Origin of the sequence: Rhodococcus sp. 06-470-2, from assembly GCF_002258235.1 — a bacterium.
In the GTDB taxonomy this organism is placed as follows: Bacteria; Actinomycetota; Actinomycetes; order Mycobacteriales; family Mycobacteriaceae; genus Rhodococcoides.
This window is the reverse complement of sequence record NZ_NOYB01000005.1, coordinates 39,521-59,805: the sequence shown is the minus strand read 5'-3', so window position 1 is coordinate 59,805 and position 20,285 is coordinate 39,521. Positions and strand designations below refer to the sequence as shown.

At 65.8% G+C, this 20,285-nt stretch carries 22 protein-coding genes; 12 read left to right on the top strand and 10 right to left on the bottom strand.

Annotation, left to right across the window (positions count from 1 at the left end; all coding sequences use genetic code 11):
• Positions 1–8: 8 nt before the first annotated feature.
• Together CH276_RS02720 and CH276_RS02715 are read right to left on the bottom strand one after the other, a co-directional pair.
• Complete coding sequence (locus CH276_RS02720; RefSeq protein WP_032401340.1) at positions 9–260, bottom strand: YgaP-like transmembrane domain; 252 nt, start codon at positions 258–260, stop codon at positions 9–11.
• 28 nt (positions 261–288) lie between these two features.
• Complete coding sequence (locus tag CH276_RS02715) at positions 289–2,355, bottom strand: MMPL family transporter (RefSeq protein ID WP_254924086.1); 2,067 nt, start codon at positions 2,353–2,355, stop codon at positions 289–291.
• 962 nt (positions 2,356–3,317) lie between these two features.
• On the opposite strand from CH276_RS02715, the gene CH276_RS02705 reads away from it, so the two are divergent.
• From CH276_RS02705 to CH276_RS28350, 5 genes are all read left to right on the top strand, one after another.
• A complete protein-coding gene (locus CH276_RS02705) occupies positions 3,318–3,575 on the top strand; it encodes a hypothetical protein (RefSeq protein WP_048320462.1) in 258 nt (85 codons plus the stop codon).
• A 357-nt stretch (positions 3,576–3,932) separates the two neighbouring features.
• Positions 3,933–4,097 carry a hypothetical protein gene (locus CH276_RS28355; protein WP_176459081.1) on the top strand — a complete coding sequence of 55 codons (165 nt, stop codon included), beginning with the start codon at positions 3,933–3,935 and terminating at the stop codon, positions 4,095–4,097.
• An 86-nt stretch (positions 4,098–4,183) separates the two neighbouring features.
• Positions 4,184–5,035 carry a hypothetical protein gene (locus CH276_RS02700; protein WP_094629915.1) on the top strand — a complete coding sequence of 284 codons (852 nt, stop codon included), beginning with the start codon at positions 4,184–4,186 and terminating at the stop codon, positions 5,033–5,035.
• Positions 5,032–5,376, top strand: coding sequence for a hypothetical protein (locus CH276_RS02695; RefSeq protein WP_094629914.1), 345 nt, complete (start codon positions 5,032–5,034; stop codon positions 5,374–5,376). The genes CH276_RS02700 and CH276_RS02695 overlap by 4 nt, the downstream gene beginning before the upstream one ends.
• Positions 5,377–5,461: 85 nt before the next feature.
• A complete protein-coding gene (locus CH276_RS28350) occupies positions 5,462–5,626 on the top strand; it encodes a hypothetical protein (RefSeq protein WP_155289017.1) in 165 nt (54 codons plus the stop codon).
• Between the two features lie 118 nt (positions 5,627–5,744).
• Here the strand turns inward: CH276_RS28350 and CH276_RS02690 are convergent, their stop codons facing one another.
• Positions 5,745–7,670 carry an ATP-dependent nuclease gene (locus CH276_RS02690; RefSeq protein WP_094629913.1) on the bottom strand — a complete coding sequence of 642 codons (1,926 nt, stop codon included), beginning with the start codon at positions 7,668–7,670 and terminating at the stop codon, positions 5,745–5,747.
• A 555-nt stretch (positions 7,671–8,225) separates the two neighbouring features.
• Between CH276_RS02690 and CH276_RS28345 the strand changes: the two genes are divergently transcribed.
• Complete coding sequence (locus CH276_RS28345) at positions 8,226–8,366, top strand: hypothetical protein (protein ID WP_155289314.1); 141 nt, start codon at positions 8,226–8,228, stop codon at positions 8,364–8,366.
• 48 nt (positions 8,367–8,414) lie between these two features.
• Positions 8,415–9,425 carry a DUF4192 domain-containing protein gene (locus CH276_RS02685; protein WP_094629912.1) on the top strand — a complete coding sequence of 337 codons (1,011 nt, stop codon included), beginning with the start codon at positions 8,415–8,417 and terminating at the stop codon, positions 9,423–9,425.
• A gap of 183 nt (positions 9,426–9,608) precedes the next feature.
• Here CH276_RS02685 and CH276_RS28340 read toward each other — a convergent pair whose 3' ends face one another.
• Positions 9,609–9,779 carry a hypothetical protein gene (locus CH276_RS28340; protein WP_170944875.1) on the bottom strand — a complete coding sequence of 57 codons (171 nt, stop codon included), beginning with the start codon at positions 9,777–9,779 and terminating at the stop codon, positions 9,609–9,611.
• Between the two features lie 481 nt (positions 9,780–10,260).
• Between CH276_RS28340 and CH276_RS02680 the strand changes: the two genes are divergently transcribed.
• From CH276_RS02680 to CH276_RS02670, 4 genes are all read left to right on the top strand, one after another.
• Positions 10,261–10,503 carry a glutaredoxin domain-containing protein gene (locus CH276_RS02680; RefSeq protein ID WP_008719967.1) on the top strand — a complete coding sequence of 81 codons (243 nt, stop codon included), beginning with the start codon at positions 10,261–10,263 and terminating at the stop codon, positions 10,501–10,503.
• Between the two features lie 27 nt (positions 10,504–10,530).
• The gene (locus tag CH276_RS28860) at positions 10,531–10,662 is read left to right on the top strand and encodes a hypothetical protein (RefSeq protein ID WP_254924082.1); all 132 of its coding nucleotides are present in this window, start codon (positions 10,531–10,533) and stop codon (positions 10,660–10,662) included.
• Positions 10,663–10,752: 90 nt separating this feature from the next.
• Positions 10,753–11,349 carry a DnaB-like helicase N-terminal domain-containing protein gene (locus tag CH276_RS02675; protein WP_094629911.1) on the top strand — a complete coding sequence of 199 codons (597 nt, stop codon included), beginning with the start codon at positions 10,753–10,755 and terminating at the stop codon, positions 11,347–11,349.
• An 85-nt stretch (positions 11,350–11,434) separates the two neighbouring features.
• The gene (locus CH276_RS02670) at positions 11,435–12,292 is read left to right on the top strand and encodes a hypothetical protein (RefSeq protein WP_094629910.1); all 858 of its coding nucleotides are present in this window, start codon (positions 11,435–11,437) and stop codon (positions 12,290–12,292) included.
• 84 nt (positions 12,293–12,376) lie between these two features.
• Here the strand turns inward: CH276_RS02670 and CH276_RS02665 are convergent, their stop codons facing one another.
• The 6 genes from CH276_RS02665 to CH276_RS02640 form a co-directional block, all read right to left on the bottom strand.
• Entirely contained in the window at positions 12,377–12,589 is a 213-nt protein-coding gene (locus CH276_RS02665; protein WP_094629909.1) for a hypothetical protein, read from the bottom strand.
• Positions 12,590–12,739: 150 nt separating this feature from the next.
• Positions 12,740–13,252 (bottom strand): hypothetical protein, encoded by a 513-nt coding sequence (locus CH276_RS02660; protein WP_094629908.1) that lies wholly within the window; start codon positions 13,250–13,252, stop codon positions 12,740–12,742.
• A gap of 19 nt (positions 13,253–13,271) precedes the next feature.
• A complete protein-coding gene (locus CH276_RS02655; protein WP_094629907.1) occupies positions 13,272–13,652 on the bottom strand; it encodes a hypothetical protein in 381 nt (126 codons plus the stop codon).
• Positions 13,649–13,984: a hypothetical protein gene (locus tag CH276_RS02650; protein ID WP_094629906.1), complete on the bottom strand. Its 336-nt coding sequence runs from the start codon at positions 13,982–13,984 to the stop codon at positions 13,649–13,651. The genes CH276_RS02655 and CH276_RS02650 overlap by 4 nt, the downstream gene beginning before the upstream one ends.
• On the bottom strand, positions 13,981–14,499 hold the full coding sequence (locus tag CH276_RS02645; RefSeq protein WP_094629905.1) for a hypothetical protein: 519 nt from the start codon (positions 14,497–14,499) through the stop codon (positions 13,981–13,983). The genes CH276_RS02650 and CH276_RS02645 overlap by 4 nt, the downstream gene beginning before the upstream one ends.
• A gap of 422 nt (positions 14,500–14,921) precedes the next feature.
• Positions 14,922–15,224, bottom strand: coding sequence for a hypothetical protein (locus tag CH276_RS02640; protein ID WP_094629904.1), 303 nt, complete (start codon positions 15,222–15,224; stop codon positions 14,922–14,924).
• A 214-nt stretch (positions 15,225–15,438) separates the two neighbouring features.
• Here CH276_RS02640 and mobF point away from each other — a divergent pair, with 214 nt between their 5' ends.
• Positions 15,439–20,001: a MobF family relaxase gene (gene mobF, locus CH276_RS02635; RefSeq protein ID WP_094629903.1), complete on the top strand. Its 4,563-nt coding sequence runs from the start codon at positions 15,439–15,441 to the stop codon at positions 19,999–20,001.
• The last annotated feature ends 284 nt before the right edge of the window (positions 20,002–20,285 follow it).

The following is a 20,285-nucleotide window of genomic DNA, read 5'->3' as shown; positions in this document are numbered from 1 at the left end:
GTGTGGGCCTACCCGATTCGGGGCCGGCGAATACTCGGCACGCCCGCTTTGGTGAGCAGTGCGCTGGCCGGGCACCAGCCAACCGCTGCGTAGAGGGCGAGGTTGGCGGCAGCGAACGCGCTGAGTAGTCGCCATTGCGGTGCGTGTAATTCGCCGAGTGCCAGACCGGTGGCGGTGACACCGGCAGCAAGGGCGGGGACGATACGTTCGATCGGCCATCCTGTGAATGCCGCCGAGTGGGTTGTGTTCGGATCGGTCATGATTGCTCCGTTGGGTGTGGTGAGGGTGTCAGTGAGAGAAGCTGATCGAGGGCAGCACCTTGCGCAGCCAGGCTGGTGACCACCATGCGGCGTGACCGCTCAAACGCAGCAGGACCGGCAGCAGGATCAGCCTGATCAGGAAGGCGTCGAGCAGTACCGCGACGCCGAGGATGATGCCCATCTCCTTCGGTGGGAGCGGATCGGAGAGTGCGAAGGTGAAGAACACGGCGACCATGACCGCGGCGGCGGCGAAGATGACCCGGCCGGAGTGGGCGAGGCCGTCGACCTGAGCGGCTTTCGGGTCCCCGGTCTTCTCGTAGTGCTCTTTCGCGGTGGCGAGCAGGAACACTGTGTAGTCCATGGCGATGGCGAAGATCATCGCGAAGAAGAACACCGGACCCCAGCCGTCGAGGAAGCCTTGCGGGGTGAATCCGAGCAGTGATGCGCCGTGCCCGTCCTGGAAGATCAGCTTCGCGACCCCGAACGCTGCGGCGGTCGAGAGCAGACTGACTGCGGTGCCGAGGATCGCGATCAGCGGTGCCTGCAGTGCAACGAGCAGCAGGATGAAACCGAGCGCGAGGATGATCCCGATCACCAGCGGCAGGTAGTCGTTGAGGGCTTGCTGCAGATCGAGGTTCTCCGCCGGTGCCCCGCCGACCAATGCCGACTCCGGGAGCTGCGCGCGCAGGTCACCGAGGATGGTGCCCATACTCTCGTCGGAGGGGTCCACGGCGGGAAGCGCTTGTAGCAGTGAGTAGTTCGAGCCGTCCGCGGCAGGCTGGGGCGGAGTCACCATCGAGATCCCGTCGACGCTGCTGGCTGCGGTGGCGGTCGCGGCGGCGTCGGAAGAGGGGACGACGATCTGCAGTGCGCCGGGTGCGCCGTCGCCGAACTGGGCTTGGACGAGCTCGTAGCCTTGGCGAACCGGTGCATCTTCTGGGACGACGGTGATCGAGGGCATTGCGACTTTCAGTCCGAGGACCGGCAGTGCCAGGACGATGAGGATGCCGACGGAGACCAGTGCGAACGGCCAGGGATGCTTGTGGAGTAGTTCGCCCCAGGCTGCGAATTTCGGGGAGCGGTGCTGCTGGCGTTTGGCGTAGGGCAGGGATGCGGCGTTGACCTTGGAGCCGAGTGCCCCCAGGGTTGCGGGGAGCAGGGTCATGGTGGCGATCAGCACGAACGTGACAGCGAGCATGATGCCGACGGCCATGGTCCGCACGGCCGGTGCGGGAACGAGAAGCACTGCCGAGAGGCTCACCAGGACTGTCAGACCGGACAGGACCACGGCTTTGCCTGCGGTGTCCATGGTTTCGGCGACGGCGGCACGGGGATCGGCGTTGCGTAGTGCGTCGCGGAACCTGGCGACGATGAAGAGGGCGTAGTCGATGCCGAGGGCGAGCGCGAACATCATCGCGAAGTTCATCGCCCACACCGAGATCGGGGTGACGCCGTTGAGCAGCACGAGACCACCGGCGGATGCGACGAGTCCGGCGACGGTGAGTAGCAGCGGCAGTCCTGCGGCGACGAGCGATCCGAACGCGAGCACCATGATCGCCAAGGTGACTGGCCACGAGAATAATTCGGCTTGGATCATGGCATCGTGGTTGGCTTTGTTGAAGTCCGACCACAGTGCGGAGGACCCGGTCGGGTAGACCTCGATGCCGTCGCCGGAGAGTTCGGTCAGTTCGCCTTTGACCTCGTCGACGGCTTTGACCATGTCATCTGTACTTGCGTTTGCGCCGGCGATGAGGATGCCGGTGCGGCCGTCGGGGCTGATGGTCATGCCTGGCTGGGGGGCGATGATCTCGCCGAAGCGAGTGTCACCGTCGAATACGGCCGCGACGTCGGTGAGTGTCTGCTGCACCGCTGCGTCTTCGATCGTGGCGGTGTCGGAGTGAACGACCACTTGCACTGCCGCAGAGGAGTTACCACCGAAATGCTGCTGGGCGAGCTCGCGGACCTGGACGGATTCGGAACCGTTGGCCTGCCAGCCGGCCCCGGCCAAGGATGAGAACACCGATGGCGCAGCCGATCCCAGGGCAACGAGGGCGATCAGCCAGATGCCGAACACCCACCTGCGGCGGGCGACCATCGTGCTTCCCAGGCGGCCTAGTGCGCCGGGTGCCGGTGGCCGATGGCGGTCGTGGCGGCCGGTGGCCGCCGCGGTAGCGGGCTTGGTCACAATTACTTCTCCTAATACGGGTGGGGGTATTCAGAAGCGTTGAAGACGCCCAGAGATTCCTGCGAAATGCAGTGGAGTGCTGTTGGGGTGGGGGTCAGCGACGAAACAGGGAACGAAAGAAGTTGTCGCGTGTAGCTGGGGCGGGTGTCTCCATGGAGCAGGAGCACTGCTGCGACCGCGGAACGTTCTTCATAACGCTGTCGACATGTCGACCGCAGCCAGCCCAGGTGGTCTTACCGCATGCCGGGCACGGGACGGGGTAGCACATGGCGGTCCTTTCTGGCGGGTACATCACTACTGTGACACATACCTAGGGGGGTATGCAAGTACCCGTGGGGGTATGAGGGAAGGGGTGGGCCGGAGCCGATCGGTAGACGGCAGTGGTTTTGCCGGATCCAACGCGAGGCTGTGCTGGCGGCCGCATAAGGCGTTTGATGGTCGCCAGTCTGCGAATGCGGTTGTCCCTCACGGGTTGATGCTCCACCCACGCGCGAGTTGCGCCGCTATCGTTCGCGAGTTTCTGCGAACCCGCGCAGTTGCGTCCCACTTCCATTCCCACACCCAGGCCGGTCCGGACGGGAGCGGCCCAGGAGTGGCGAGCATCGGAGACAACGGATTCGGGGGCATCGACGACGAATGCCCGCGTAGGGGATCGGCGAACCATCGAAAGCCGACCGCAAGCGGTCGCACGTCCCCTCCGGGGCCGCCCCATATGGGTCACCAATTTGGTCGTACGAGTCGCCCGAGTCTGACATGCCGGGGACCCCGACCAGTCAACCCACGGTCGCAAGCTCCCTCTTCGGGGTTGACAGGCCACCCTCGTCATGTCGATCGGGGACGTCTCATCCGAACCTTTGGAAGGTGTCCCTGTCATGAACAACAACCTGCTCAACGATCACCAGATCATCACCGAGCTCATCGGCAATGCCGCTCAGCTCCCCGCCGAAGATCCGCGCGCGGCCCGGTGGGCCACCGAAGCGCTCGCGCTCGCCAGCGCAGCAGAGCTGCCCATCCTCATCGAGGAGGCCGAAGGAGTGCTCGGACGGATCGAGCACGACACCACCTGCCGGTGGTGCGCCGGGCAGCCGGGAGCAGCCATCCCGGTCGGGTCCTTCTGGTGCACCCACTGAGCACCAGGCCCTCCGGGGTCCCGGTCCCACCACGGGGCCGGGACCCCCCCCTTTTTGTCTCCCGCACAGGCTGGAATACCACCGACAGCACTGTCGTTGTAGGACTCGACGGCGTTCGATCCCAATGCCCCGGGTACCAACCATCAGCCGCTACGAGCGGCCACCTGCCGAGAGGCGCACTGGCGAACACCGTCACCCAACATCGAACAGGGCCACGCATCACAGATGCGCGGCCCTGGCTCGTTCGAAACGACCCGTCGACGCGGCCACCGCCGCGCCTCCGAACCTTCTCGTCCAGTCATTCGAGTAAATGACTGTTGCCGGAACCGCCGCACCACCCCGTGCGTCCAATAAGACATGGACGACGACGAGCGCGCAGCAATCCGATCGGAAGGCCACGACCCCGACCACCCGGCCGTGCCCCAGGCCCTCGACCAGGTCAAACGCGACCTCCGGCTATATCGGCACCTCGCCTGGACCTTCACCGCGGCCGACCTCGACGGCAGCGTCGTTCCCCGCTGAACCTGCTCACCAGCACATTCGACAGTCGAACACGCGTTCGATAGTCTGGCGGTAGTTCCCACCGGCACGGCGAAAGGTCGATCCCCATGGCCACCGTCGACGCCATCCCCGACCTGACCGGACTCGACAAGGCCACCCAACTCGATGTCCTGCGCCGCCGCATGGCCACCGTGCCCGGCGGCCGCCGCGACCACGCACCCACCGAACTCCCCACCATCACCGCACCCGAACCAGCGGCGCCCATCGCAGGCGATACGGACCTCACGGGCAAGGCCGACGATCCGGAACCACTCAGCGGCGCTGTACGCGGCAAAACCCTGCGGACCATGCCCGTACCCCCGCCGCTCGCCGCACTGCTCCCACGCCGAGCCCTGGCCCGTGGAACCGCCATCACCGTCACCGGCGCCGGGTCCATGCTCATCGCGCTCGTCGCCGAAGCATCCGCCGCCGGCCACCACGTCGCCCTCATCGGCCAACCACGCCTGAGCCTGCTCGCCGTCCACGAACACGGCGGCGATCTCGCGAAAGTCCACCTCGTCGATCCCGGGGCCGGGGATCCTCTCGACGCCGCCTCGATCTGTCTCGACGGGCTGGATTTGGTCGTCACCACCGTGCACGGACGAGACGTACCACCGACGCGCGCAAGAGCTTTGCTCGCACGCAACCGTCGTCACGCCAATGTGCTGCTGCTGACGGACGGGCACATGCCCGGTATCGATCTCACGATCGCCTCCACCGTCTGCGGCTACGGCGGAATCGAACAGGGCCGTGGGCGCATCAAGTCCATCACCCTCGAAACCGCCGTCCACGGCCGCGGAACACCACACCGCACCGGCCGCTACACCCTCACCGCCCCGAGCTTCGGCGAGCACGGTCTGCGCTGGACACCCGCACCCGCCGACCTCACCGTCCACCGGCCACTCGCGGCCGCGCAATGACCACCGACAACTCCGCCGGCATCTTCGACTCCTGGCCCACCACCTTCGAGCCACCCACCCGCCGCATCGTCGACCCACCGAGGTCAGTGAAAGTGAACGTCGCGCTCGCGATCGGACGATCCGGAGGCGGGGGATTCCGTGACACCACACCTTTGAAAGTCCGGGCCGAGGGCTTGGCCATGGACAGCATTGTCGAGGGAACCTTGTACGCCTGGGCACGGACCGGTACCGGCGATTGGCTTGCGAGCGTGTCGTTTTCGATCCCCACCGGCAACAAAATGGGACGGCTCGACCTCGACCGACAATGGTGCCCCGCCGCCGCCATCACACCCATCACATGACCGACACCACCACCGAAGAAGCCATCAGGATCGACCTCAACCACCGACAATCAACACACACCACCGCAGCAGCACAGGAGAGACCGTGAACATCGGCGACCGCTACCACCTCGCACCCGGAGCACCCGGCATCGTCGTCGTACGCGACATCCAACCCGAGGGCCTCATCCTCGTCGAAAACGAAACACCAGGCCCCGGCGTCTACCCCTACCTCGTCAAACCCGACACCCTCGTACCCGCCACCACCTGAACGGCCAACCCTGCAGCAGCCACCCCATCAACAAACGGGCAGCCAGCAGGTGAATCCACTCTCGCTCAGTCCTAATCAATGGCGCACCGGTGCCACCATCGCGTGGACTCGAACTGGCTCAACGGGATCGGGGAGAGCGGTGCGAACTGTTGATCTTCTTGAATAACTCCTCGAAATTGTCGAGAGTCTCTGCACTCAAGGCATCAACGAGGTCTGGGTTGCGCATCAGAGCGTCTGCGGGGCCATAGTGGTCAAACGAGCCATGGTGTGCTTTGAGCCTCTCCACAATCCGTGATGCCTTTTGATCCTCAAGGTTCGCTTCTGTGATCGAGGTGTTGTAGGCCTTGTTGAATAGCGTCAAATAGTCAGCCACAGTGAATAAATCTTCGATGTCCGCGTGGGTGCGCGAAACTACTTCACCAACTCTGATCAAACGGTTGCGATGTATCCGCCCGGCGTCCAAGGCTGCCTGTATCCGGCCTCCACCTTCGGTACCGGAATCCATCACGACGGTCAGATCTGTCCTGGCTCCGAGCAGGGCGATATATGCAGGCAAATTCGACGCACCGCCGGTCGGCAGAAGACTCCACCTGGCATGGAGCGGCGTGCGTTCAGTCGCGGCCATCCGAGCAGACAACACAGTCAGGAACACAACGTCACTAGCACCCTCGACAGCAACGTTGTCCTTACCCACGAACAGGTGCTGGGTCGCGTCGTACCCAAGGGCCGCTTGGAGCGGGAACAAGCTGTTGTCATTGACCCCTAGGACATCTTGTGTGACCTTCGCTCCCACACTCTTGCCCTTGTCTTCCACTATGCGTATCCGCTCGATCCGATCGGTTTCGACCATGAATGGCGAATGCGTGGTGTACACGACCTGCACTGCAGAACCCAGACGATCGTTGAGAAACGTCAGCAGGTCGCGCTGAGCCAAACCATGCAAGCTCAGACCCGGCTCGTCCAGCAGGACAATGAAATTTGTGCCCTTACTTTTCGCCTCGAACTCGGTGAACGCCGCAAGGAACGAGAAAAACCACTGGAATCCGTGGGACCGGCGGTCGATGTTCGACGTGTATCGGTGCTCGGTGTTTTCCACCCGGATCTCGAGATAGTGATCGATCTCGGCCCTAGTGCTGTCGGGGTACCCGTTGTTCGTCGGTACGAGTCGCACGTCCTTGTCCAGATCGAACGCCACTCTCAGGTTCGCGTTCTGCTTCCAGTACGTGAAAATCTCGTCGGTCAGATCTGCACTGACCGCTTCCAGCTCTGCCTTTCGGTCTTCATAGTCATCAGAAACCAGTTCCTCGGGGGAAGTATTGGCAAGGTTGAGCAGAGCCCGCGCGGTCTGGGTGCCGGTGGATGCGATCGCATCGGCTCCATTCAAGCTGGCGATGTTGATTCGGCCGGGTAGCAGGGCATACTCGTCGAAATAGAAGAAGGTCGGAACCCGGGCCCAGATGGCGTTACGACTCCGGTCGAACGGGTTCTTGTCGCCGTCAAACACCGCTTTGACTTCAGCGACGTCGTCTTGCCACCCGTCTTTGCTCTCGAGTTCTGCGAGGACCTTCCGTACCGCGGCGAGACTATTGGCCTGCCCGAACGCTTCGCGGGCCTCGTTTGAGATGTCCAACTTCGACAGCGCCGCCGCGACCAGGACGGACCCGTTTGCCGGGTTGGTAACGAAGGCTTGGGGCTCGTTGTACCAACGCGATACGGTTACCGTCCTCGATGCCATGACACCTGCGCCGAACCTGTCCTCCATGGCTGTTACGTCGGCGTCGTCCAGCTCGAAAACGGCCGAAATCGCACTTTCAGACCCGATAGTGTCCTCGCGCTGGTCCTTCTTCCACAACCACCTCGGGTAGTCGTCCTTCACTACCAATTCCGCTTTGCCGTGAGGCTTGATACGGAGAAGCGCCTGAAGAAAGCTCGTCTTGCCAGCCTCATTCAAACCCACCAAGCACGTGAGTGAGTCGTCGAAAAGCAGCTCGCCGCTATCGACGATGTTCCTGAATTTTCTGATACGGACCGACTTCAATCGCACCCAAGTCTCACTTCCTCGATTAGTGTGCTCAAGGCTACCCAGAGTCGACCCCGGTAAGGGGCAACCTCAAAACTAAAGCTACCGCGACACCGAGCGTCGTCACCCTCCGTCGCTCCCGCACAATCACCTTCACAGCCGTACCCCACACCACGCCGCCGTAGAGCACCAGCTCCGGCGGCGTTCCGCGTCCCACCACCCGAAGCCGGCCACGTTCACAAGCAGGCCCTGGCGGGCCACACGCACCCCTACGGACTGCACCGAACCGAACTCCGCTTCGCTCCGCACTCAAAAGAGCGAAAAGAATCAATTTCTTTCGACGTAGGTGGCTTCTCCGAGCATCCATCACCCGTGCCCGCCGGCTCAACCCCTCGCTCCGCTGCGCTACGGCCAAGGCTCCGAACACTTTTCGTCCCGTAGTCGCTGCGCTCCCACGAAAACTGTCCGGCCGAAGGGTTGCCCCGTCGTTCCCGTGCGCTGGTTTCTCTCCCCAGCCACCACGGCGAAAGAAATTGGCAGGGCGAAGGTCCGGCCACCAGTCGAGAGGAACAGGTCACCATGCGAGCACAGCACCCCACCACCGCCGACGAAATCGACATCATCGTCCACCGAAACGGCAGCCGCAAAGTCCGGCGCACCGTCAAACGCGCCAGCGCACGCCGCGACCGCCGCACCGCCCGCCGCGAACTCCGCCACTGAAAACCGCGCTACCCCAACCACACCCGCACACACCGAAAGGCTTTCGCCATGACCCAACACCGCATGTCCCTCGCCACCGCTGCCGACACCCTCGCCGCCATCCCCGCCCTGCTCGGCTTCACCCCCGACAACTCTGTCGTCATCATCGCCCTGGCCGACGACGGGAACGGCTCGCACCTGGTCGCGCCTACCGCCCGCGTCGACGCCCACCAGGCCGAAGCCGCCGCAGGCATCATCACCGACGCGCTCACCCGGCAGGACACCCCCGTCACCGCCGTCATCCTCGCCGCCATCGCAGACACCACCCACGCAGGCGCAGCCCTGCTCGGACTCGACGCCATCCGCGACGCGCTCGCCGCAGTCGGAATCCGAACCATCCGCGCCCTGCACACCTACAGCCTCACCGCAGGAACCACCTTCACCGACCTCGACCGCTTCACCGACGGCACCATCCCCGACCCCGCCACCACCGAACTCGCGACCGCCCGCACCGCAGACGGAGCCGTCATCGCCCCATCACGCGCCGACCTCGAGGCCCGATACGCCCCCACCACCGAGATTCCCGAATCCCTCGCACTCGCCGCCGCCGCCACGATGGGCACCGACTTCCTACCCGTCACCTTCGACGAGCTCGCAGCCGTCATCCACGCCCGCGAAATCCCCAGCGCCGACCTCACCGCCCGCGTCGGCCTGGCACTGGCCACCGGCCACCTCGAAGTCCGAGACGCGTTCCTGGCCCTGTCCGTCCACGGAGACGCCGACGCAGCAGACGCGTTCACCCGCATCGCCGCCCCGCTACGCGGCACCGCCCGCGCGAACGCCCTCACCATCGCCGCCTACTTCCTGTACTGCACCGGCGACGGCGCAGCAGCACACGCAGCACTGCAGGCCGCCGAGCGCACCACCGAACGAGCCAACGTGCCATTGCCCAGCCTGACGGGAATTCTCCTGCGCGTCCTCAACGCCGGAATGCCGCCGGAACAGGTCAGAGGGATCGGCGCAGTCATCACCCCCGACTACGTCGCCGCCCACATCGGCACAGTACAGAGCTACACCTGACGATCGCTGCCGAGCGTGGCCACCGGTTCGAGGTGGCCACGCCCGGCAATCCAGGTCGCGGGCGCGGGGCCGGTGCATCGGGCATCGAGCCCTCACACCGACAAACGCGCACCACCCGCAGCAACGACAGGAGGGCCGGCGGGTGCGGCGAGGTGGCGTGGCAGAGGAAGAGCGGAACAGCGCTCAGAGAGACGTCGGATCGGCCGGCCACACCATATCGACCTCGGCGGCGGCGGGACGAGTGTCCTCGACCCGAACACCGGCCACGATCGCATCGAGCGCCAGATCCGACGGCGGCGGCTCAGCGTTCACCACAGCTTTGGACAAGGCATGTTCGATCCGCGAGCGCTCCATACCCCAGCACCCTACCGACCAGCACGAACACAGCCACCGCCACGAGTGCAGCGACACCGAGAGAGGGAGGTTCTTTTCGATCCGTCTGACTGCGCAACGAGAATGCATCACCCGTCCTCTCCCGGATCAACCCCTTCACTCCGCTCACGCTCCGGCCCACAGGGCCCAGCACGACTGTTCGCCCGACCCGCACTCGCTGCGCTCCCCGGCGAACACTCGCACCGGCCAGGCATTGACCATCGACGCCGTGCGCCGCCGTCTCTTCTCCGCGCCACCCGGAAGCGAAAAGAACGCAATAAAGGAAGCCCGATACACGTATCCGCACCCGTTTTCGACGGGCCCATCGGGTATCGAAATGGGTAAGTGAAAAACACCGAAAAACGTTATAGCGCAACGTAAATGACTATATCTACACCTGGTGCAAAAGGCATTTTTGACGTAGAATAAAAGCCAATAGAACAATTCCGAGAAGGAGGCAACCATGTCGATCACCGTGTACACGAAACCGAATTGCGACCAATGCGATGCAACGAAACGACGGCTCGACAAGCACGGTCTCCAATACCGAATCGTCGACATCACCGAAGACGACACCGCCCGCCACTTCGTCACCTCCGAGCTCGGCTACCTCCAAGCGCCCGTCGTGGTCGTCGACCGAAGCGACGGTGACCGCGAAGACTGGTCCGGTTTCCGAATCGGCCGACTCGACGCACTCGCAGCCTGACACCCCCACCGACACAGGAGAACCGCCATGCACCTCGTCCCCGCCTACATCCCCGACGCCGACTACATCGACCGCCAGATCGATGCCGAACTCGCAGCAGAGCGCGACACCGAACAGAACGACACCCCATACGGCGACGCCGAGCAAGTCGCATCGTGACCACCACCCCCGAAGGCGTGGCCGCTAGTAATCCCATATCCGTTCACGACGACTTCTGACCCGACACCGACACGAACGCGAGGCCCGACGATGAACGCACTACGCGCAGTCCCCACACCCGGCGACGACCCGGCAGCGCAGGCACGCGCGGACCTCGCACCCGTCGAGGACCTCGACACAGCGGTCGAACCCGGGTACGACCCGGCCACCGATCCCGAAGCGATGCTCCTGTGCGCCTTGATGGATGTGCGCAACCAGAGTGCCGATGGAAGCGACGTCGAGCGGATCACCAGGACGCTCACCGCGGCGGACTTCGAGGATCCCGCGCACGCGCGTATGTACGGCCACATCGTCGACCTCATCACCGCCGGCCAACCCCACGACTTCGCCTCCGTCACCGGTGCGCTCATCCGATCCGGAGCCGACGGAGCCAAAGACGCCCCGCTACGCAAACGCCTCATGGGCATCGTCACCGCCGGCGCACACTCCGTCGCGGCCGTGCACTACGCCGACAACGTCCTGTCCCAGTCCTACCGCCGCAGCTTCCACATCGCGGGCCAACGACTGGCTCAGGCCGCCGAAGAAGCACCCGAAGCCGACCTGTTCGACTACATGGTCGAACTCGGCATCCGGCAGCGGGCAGCGTTCAAAAGGCTCAACAGCTTTCGGCAACCACCGACATCCTGAACGAACCCGCGCGGGCACCGGTGGGCGCATCGACGACGCCGAGGGCACTACGATGCTAGCTGGCCACAACCGAAAGACGAGGACCGTGACAGAGACAGGTGAGCACGCCGAACGGCCGCCACAGGGCGCGCCGGACCGCACGAACGCACCCCCGACCGGTGCCGCTGTCGATGCGGGTCTGCCCGTCCACGTCCGCGAGCAGATCGCTGCTGTCGTCGACGCGTCCGGCGACCTCGAGCGCGTCCCCACCGGTAGTGGCGCGCTGACTGTGCAGGTGTGCTCGGCATCAGAAACCTCGTACGACGCCGCGACGTGGAGCACCCTGGGCACCTACCGCGCCGCTGACGCCGCAACCTTGGCCGAACGGCTGCTCGACGCTCTCGGAGACAGTGCGAACATCGGCACCGACCTCGGTGTCCTCATCGTCACCCACACCCACACCGACACCCTGGAGGCACCGGCCATGACCGCACCCACCGCCGACGGAACCCGCGCGCCGGCCGCCGCGCCGCTGCTCACCCTCGACCTCGCCAAAGCCGACGTGCTCGACGACGACTTCGAGTGGCCCGAACCGGGCAGCGCGCAGGCATTGTGGACTCCGCACTGGCTGCTGCAGGCCGCGATCAACTCCGGGGCCGTCACCTACGACCGGCGACTGTGGGGCGAGCTCGCACTGTCGGCCGAGTTCACCGCCCCGAACCGGCACGAGCTCGAATTCGTGATCACCTATGAGATCGACGGCGCACCGAACATCGTCGACGGTGACACCACCGACTACCCCGCCGACTTCAACGAACTCTCCGACGAGGAACAGAACGCCGTCCCCTCCACACTGGTCCCGAACCCGGAGACCGCAGCGTCGTGGCTGACGTACCTCGTCGACGCCTTCAACGCCGTGCACGCGAGCACCGACAAGCTCGTCCGCGGCTGGCCCCACCAGTAGAACCCCTGGAACGATCGAACCCCCGACCACAATATGGCGGGGGTTCATCTGTCGGGCAGTCGCTGTCGCCGAGAAGGACGCAGGCTAGGGCATGAACGTACTGCGACCGGAGCTGAACAATGCACCGAGCGCGAACGCGAACGCGAACACGGCCACGAACACCACGATCCGGAACACACCACTGGCGAGCATTCCCGTCGCGCGCAACGGCGCGAATTTCCACGTGCCGTCCGCTCGCTGTCCGGACCGCAACACCACGTACGCCAGGATCGCAGCGGCCACGAGATACACAGCCATCTCCAGCCCACCCCTTTCGTTCCTCGTGTCCTTCACTCGCGCAGACGTTTCGACGCGACCGGTCTTCGATTGGCTGTCAGTACACACCCACCCACCGACACAGTCGGTGCCACAACCGACCGGCCATCACCGCCCACACACGTTCGGGAGTCAGAACAGCGTCGGGGAAGCCTCATCGAGCAACGCAGTACGCACAGCGCCCTCGTCCCACCCACCGCGCACCGCATCGCGCAGCCGCCGCGACCGCGCCGCTCTCGCGACCCGATCGGGCCCGTACCAAAGCCCGCGCTGACGCCGGCCACCCCCGCGGCCCTTGGCTCCCATATCGAGCAGGTTCTGTGACTGCGTCCCGTCGACGACGTGACGCACCCCGCCAACGCGGGTGTCCTCGTCGAGAGTGACTCGTACACAGATCGGGTTGTCACACAGGTGCAATGCCGTCACCTCGTCGGTGAGCGGTACACCGAGCGCACGCGCCAACGCGTACCGGTGCGGGCGCACCACCCGCTGCCGGCCATCGCGCATCAACCAGAACCGGCCGTACCCGTCATCGGCTACCGCGCCGACCCAGATCGCACACGAATCAACGTGCGGGCCGCGCACGATGTAGCGCTCGAACCGCGTGAGTTCTGTTGCCCCGCCGATACCTAACGGTTCCGGCACCGACCCGGCCCGCCGACCATCACCTAACGTCTCCCGGCGACTGTGCTTCTACCGGTTCTGTCTCGGCGTCGTGGATCGTCCGGAGCGTCTGCACGGCGGTGAGTTTGAGGACTGGGTCCGAGGTGTCGAACACTCCGAACTTCTCCAACCGCGAGATGTCGACGGGGGAGCGCACGGCCGCGAACACTTCCGCGTCGATCGCCGACTCGAAGTCGCCGCCGGCCGCGAGAGCGTTGATCATCCGCAACAGGTCCGCGAACTGCGGCGCGGTCCGCGTGGTGATGAGAGGGCCGTAGGTGTCGAACGCCTCGTTCGCCTCCGCGGTTTGCAGCAGCGCAAGGATGTCGAGCTCCAACACATCGGACTCGCTCAGGTCCGTCTCAGGGTGGTTGCCGGTCATCGCGCACCCGCCTGATCCATCAACAGCTGTCCGACGGCGTCGGAGATCTCCGTCGGCGTCCCGGCCGAATCGAGCAGGTGCAGTCCGGTGTCGACCGGACCGCCGCGCACGATCGTCGCGGCGAGGTGCTCCTGCTCGCGGGTGATCGCCAGTACCCAGCATTGCGTGACGACGAACTGGGTTGCGTCGAGCAAGGTGAAGAACTCGCCGTACGCAACCGGTGCTCCCGGCTCACCGGCACTGTCGGCGTAGGCGATCGACGCGGCGAACGTCGACGGGTCGGGCCCGACGGAGTTCGAGACGACGACGCCGAGCGCGCCGAGGGCGCTCACTGCGCACCCTGCCCGGCGGAGGCGAACTCCTGCGCCGCAGGCGGTGTCTCGGAGTTCGGTGCGGGGTCGGTATGCGGGGGAGTAGCGGCGTCGGGCGACTCGCCCGAACCGGGCTTGTCCGCGTCGGTGGCGGTGCTCGCAACACCGATGCGCACCGGCCGCTTCTTGCGTCCCGATCCTGTCGAGGCCGGCTTCGGGGACGCGATGACAGAGGTCGGCACCGTCAACCCCATCTCCCGCAACTGCTGCGCCGTCCATCCACCGTCGAGCGCGGCCCGCAACGCGGTAGTGACCGCGTCCTTGGCCTTCTCGACGGACTTGGCAGAGGACCGTTTCGCGGCCTGGGCTTCCTTGATCGCCGCGTCGGCGGCCGTACGCGCTTTCGCGTCGTCTGCTTCGGCCTCGACGACCTTCTGCTGTGCGTCGGTGATCGCCTCGACCTTCGCGATGCGCTCGTTGATCGCCGCTTCGGCGGCCGCGCGGATCGCGTCCTTGTCCAACGGGGTGACAGTCATGTGTGTGGGCCTTTCTCGTCGAACCGACCGCCCGCAGACACGGGGAGAGTCGGTGAGGGTGCACGTGATCAACGTTCGGCGGAGGGCCCACACGGCACCGCCAGAACGCACTGCAAACTCTACCGCCCAGGCGTCGCAGACGACAGCGGACGGACGAGACGACCTACCTGCCCGACCGGTGCACGGCCCGGCGGGGGAGTCATCGACGAGGGAGGGGATCGGGTGCGGTGCCCCCAACTGTGCACCGGCCTTCATCCTCATGTGGATGCCCGAGATTCCTCCCACCGCTCCGCTCGATCTCAGGCACCCACAATCGGGGCCGGACACACAGATAGGGGACATCGCACCCATACGGTGCTCACGTGGGACCGGCGGGCGAGGGCTCGTCCGGTGGTCCCGTCGAGGTTCCGACAGTGGGGTGTTCACGACGACGTCGAGTCATCGCTCTCAGGAACAGCTCTGACGATCTGACGTGCGGACATCAGCCGCTCGGCCTCTACCAGATCCACGCCGACTAGCTCCGCCGCACGGGGCACAGATCCCTCTGACGTCGACAGCCGTTCCAACTCGGCAGCCATCACCTGTTCGGCGGCGTCCCGTTGTGCCCGCGCTGCAACGAATCGCCGCGCCGCCCTCTCGCGCTCCCGCACCGCTGTACCCGCCTGGCGGGTGGCCTTCTGCCATCCCCGCTCACGGGCGGCTACCCGATCTCCTGTCGACCCCATGACCCCGTTGCCTCTCGATCTCCTGACCCCCGCGACCCCAGCTCCGACCGCCCCAAGTCTGTGGCCTGGCCGAAGACATCTGAGGGCTTGGCCTTACTGCACAGGCTTCGCCTGCCAAAAGCCTAGGTGATTTACACACCTCTTGCTGAATTTCAGACTTTGGGGGGTTCCGGCCTTCCGCCTGCCCGCCTGCGGCGTCTAGGGTGGCGGTGTGATGACGCTCCACGTACTGCACGCGGGCGATGGCTACGAGTACCTGACCAAGCAGGTGGCCACCGCTGACCGCGAACGGGAGCACGGCCAAGATCTGACCGATTACTACACCGCGCACGGCACACCGCCGGGTGTCTGGTTCGGTGCGGGCCTGGACAATCTGGAGCAGATGCAGGCCGGGATCGACCCGACTGCGGGGCCGTCGATCACCGGCGGTGGGCAGGTGTCCGAGCCGCAGATGAAAGCGTTGTTCGGTAGCGGGCTGCATCCGAACGCCTCGGCGTTGATCGAAGATTCAATTACCAAGGGCGCGAACGAGAAGGCCGCGCTCAAAGCAGCCCGCCTGGGCCGTAAGTTCCCCGAATTCTCCAACGACATCGAACTGCTCCGCGAGCACAAGGCAGCGGTGGGGGAGTTCCGTAGGGAGCACGGGCACGCGCCGTCGAAAGCGCAGTCGCAGCAGATCATGGACGAGGTCGGTACCCGGTTGTTCACCGACGGCCACGGCCGCCCGCCGGAAGATCAGCGCGAGCTCCGTTCGTGGATCAGCGCGCAGAAGTCCCGCGTCCGCCAGCCCGTGGCCGGCTACGACCTGGTGTTCACCCCACCGAAAAGCGTGTCGGTGATGTGGGCGCTCGCCGACGACGGGACCCGCCGAGAAATCGAGCGCATCCACAAAGAGACCGTCACCGACGCCCTCGGCTGGATCGAGAAGGAAGCGTGCTTCACCCGTACCGGCAACACCAGCCAGGAAGTCCAGGACACCACCGGTCTGGTCGCGACCCTCTACGACCATTACGACTCCCGCGCCGGGGATCCGAACCTGCACACCCACGCCGTCGTCTCGATCAAGGTCTGCACCGAATCCGACGGTAAATGGCGGGCCCTCGACGGGTCGATCCTGCACCGGTACGCGGTGCCGGCCTCGCAGCGCTACAACGCCACCATCATGTCCAAGCTGCATACCGAACTCGGTTTTTCCCTCGCTGCCCGCTCCACCGGTCACGGCCGGCAGGACGTCGTCGAAATCGAGCAGGTCCCGCGTGAGCTGTGCGAGATGTTCTCCTCACGCCGCAGTCAGATCGAAACGCGCAGAGACCAGCTCGTCGCCGAGTACCGCGCCGAACACGGCCGGATGCCGTCCCCGAAAGCGATGTACTCGCTCTACCAACAGGCGAACCTCGACACCCGCGCCGGCAAGCAGGAACCGCAGACGTTGCGCGAGATGCAGAACGCCTGGCTCACCCGGTCCGCGCAGATCCTCGGCACCCCACGCGAGGTCGACGCCCTCGCCGCGGGGTGGCAACAGGTCCAACGAGAGCACGCCTCCGGTGTGCGCGAGGTCGGCGAGCACATGCGCACCCTCGATTCCCTCGACGAGGAGGTCGAGCGCGTGCTCGAACGCCTCGAAGACAAGCGATCGAACTGGGCGATCACCCACGTCCACTCCGCCGTCGATGCGAACTTCGCCGCCGTCGCGTTCACCGACGACACCGCACGGCGCGCCGCCACTGCCGCCGTGATCGACCGTGTCCTCGCAACATCGGTACACATGCCGCTCCCAGAGCTGCCCGAAGCTCCGACGGCGCTGCGCCGCCGCGACGGCGAGTTCATCCTCACCCGCCCCGGCACCGCCCTGCACACCTCGCACACCGTCCTCGCCGCAGAACGTTCCCTGCTCGACGCCGCACAGACCCCGGTCGCCTACATCGCTCCGCAGGCCGCGCTCGACAAGGTCATCACCGCCGCCGCGAAAGGCAAGGACGGACGCACTCTCAACGCCGGGCAACGTGAACTCGCGGAACATTTCGTCGGTAGCGGCACCCTTGTTGCGGTCGGTATCGGACCGGCCGGCACCGGCAAGACCACCGCCATGAAGGCCGTCGCCGACACGTGGAAGAAGGCCGGATATCAGGTCATCGCACTCGCACCGTCGGCCGTCGCAGCGGAAACCCTCGGTGAGGAAATCGGGGTCACCGCGCACACTCTCGCCACCCTGACCTACCCGTGGCGAGGCAAGAACGGCGACGAACCCCTGACCCTGTCCGACCGGATCGACATTCGCCCCGGTGCGATGCTGCTCGTCGACGAAGCCTCCCTCGCTTCGACCAAAGACCTCGCCGCCATCACCGAGATCGCTGCAGCCAAAGGCGCGGTCGTGCGTTTGCTCGGTGACCCGAACCAGCTCGACGCCGTCGAAACGGGCGGTGCGTTGCGGCTGCTCGCCGAAGAGACTCGCGCGCCCGAACTGACCACCGTTGTGCGGTTCGGCAGCGACACCGAACAGGCCGAGAATTCGCTCGATCTGCGGCACGGCGACCCGGCCAGTCTCGAGATGTTCTACCAACGCGGATGGGTCCACACCGGCACTGCCGCGGAGATGAAGGACGCCGCCGCCGGGGCGTACCTCGCCGACATCGCAGCCGGTAAGTCCTCGCTCGTCATGCTCTCCACCGGCGAGGACGTCCGCACCGTCAACCTCGCCATCCAAGAGCACTTCCGTAGCCAGGGAACGGTGAAGTCCCGCCGCACCGCCGAGCTGTCGGACGAGCTCACCGCAGGGGTCGGAGATACCGTCCTCACCCGCAAGAACGCACGGTGGCTGCGCACCAAGGGTGGTCGGCGACGGAACATGTTCGTCCGCAACGGTGACCTGTGGACCGTCACCGCAGTCGGCAAAGACGGCTCGCTGACCGTCCGCAGCAAAACCCACGACGGCACGGTCACCCTGCCGGCCGACTACGTGTCCGGCTTGACCGAACTCGGCTACGCCGCCACCGTGCACCGCAGCCAAGGCATCACCGTCGACACCTCCCACACCGCGCTCAGCCCCACCACAGACCGGGCCGGGCTCTATGTCGCGGCCACCCGCGGGCGCACCAACAACGAGCTGTACGTGCCCGTCGAACCGGGCGTCACACTCGACACCGAGGGAATGCACCTCTCGGAGATCGACACCCCGAACTCCCGCGAGGTCCTCACCGGCATCCTCGCCAACGACAACGGCCACAAGGCCGCCATCACCGCGATACGCGACGCCGCCGAACACGCGAACAGCCCCGACCGGCTCCGCGAGGCATACCTCGCCGCCCACACCCGGCTTCGTGATCACTGGCTCGACACCGTCCTCGACCGGGCACTCCCGGCAGCGCTTCTGGCGACCGCGCAAGCCGAACACCCCGGAAGCCTCGCAGCACTGCGCGCGACCCTCGCCGAGATCCACGACCGCGGCGACAGCGCCCGCCACGTCCTCGTCGACGCACTCGCCGCCGGCGAGCTCCACACCGCACGCGACGTCGCGAGAGTGCTCAACTCACGGATCATCGAGGCACGCAGCTCCACCGACACCACCGACACCACCGACACGGTGGCCGGCGCTACCGGGCGACCGGAACACGAGCTGCCCCCGCTCCCGCCGCGCACACCCGGCACCGACAAAGAGCTCGACGATTACGCCCGACTCGTCGCCGACCGCTACACCACCGTTCGGCCGGCACCCGCCGAAACCGATGGCATCGGCCGACGGATCCGCGACTACGACGCTGCCCACGCCGAACTCGACGCTGCACGAGTCCAGCGCCCCATCCAGGCCGCGTTCGAACCCGCGACCGCCGAACGCCTCATCGCCGAACCCGGCGTGCACCGACTCGGCCGACACCTGCGCACCGCAGCGCTGGCGGGACTGTCACCGGAGAACGTTCTCGCCTGGCACGCCCAGCAACTGACCACACGCGGCGACGACGTCACCGCCCGCGCCCTCATCAAAGACCTCGTACCCGCCGTCACCGACGCGGCCGAACGCGCGAACACCAGGTGGCTCGCCGAGCACGAAGACACGATGCGCGAGCACTTCCCGATCGCGATGGCCACCGCAGCACGTAGCGACGACCCCCGGTGGAACACCGCTATCGCCCGAATGCGGGAACTGACCGCACACGGCGGCTACGACCTCGACGAGCTGTGCCGCGACATCCACACCGCCACACACCCCGGCGTCCTCGCCGGAGGCATCGTCGACGCACTCGACGACATCGCGCCCACACACCGGACACCGGTCGACCAGGACGCACCGCACTGGGTGCCGTCACCGGACCTCGACGCCCACCTCGTCGATCCCGTCCTAGGCGAGCAACTCGACAACCGATACGACGACATCGCCGCCGAGCACGCCGCCGCCGTCGACCGCATCGCCGCCGTCCCCGACCCGGCCTCGACCCCGGACCTCGAATTCACCCGCCACCTCGAACAGCGGCCCGACGACGACGCCCTCGCGGCCGAATGGAATCGCACCGCCGCTGAGATCGCCGCCTACCGAGACCGCTACCAGATCACCGACACCACCTCGATCGCCGGCGACCGACCCGAGAACCGGGCCGAGCACGCGCCGTACAACACCGTCCACACGAACATCGACACCCTGCACGACCACATTGAGCAGCAACGACGCGACGAGCACGAAGAACAGCAGCGACTACAGCGCGAGGCCGAGAACATCGAGCACCACCACACCATCGCGCAGCAGAACATCGAACACGGACACCAGCGGCGCGGCCCGCGGCTGTAAGCGCGGGCCGGTCGCACTCGTGGCCATCGGTGAGACCGCGTGTGAGGCCGCCCGCCACGCGGACGGCCTCATACACGCCGTGGGCTACTTTCTCGTCAGAGCACCCAGTACGGCGGCGAAGATCGTTGCTCCAATGGATGGGTCCCGCGAGAAGTACGTAGCGGTCGCACCCATAAGTCCCGCAACTGCAAATGCGGCAGGAGTCGTCAGTGACGGAAAGAGGTTCCGTCCGGCCTGGTCAGGATCGTCGTTCGATCCGTTCGGTGTGTTGTTCATGCAGACAA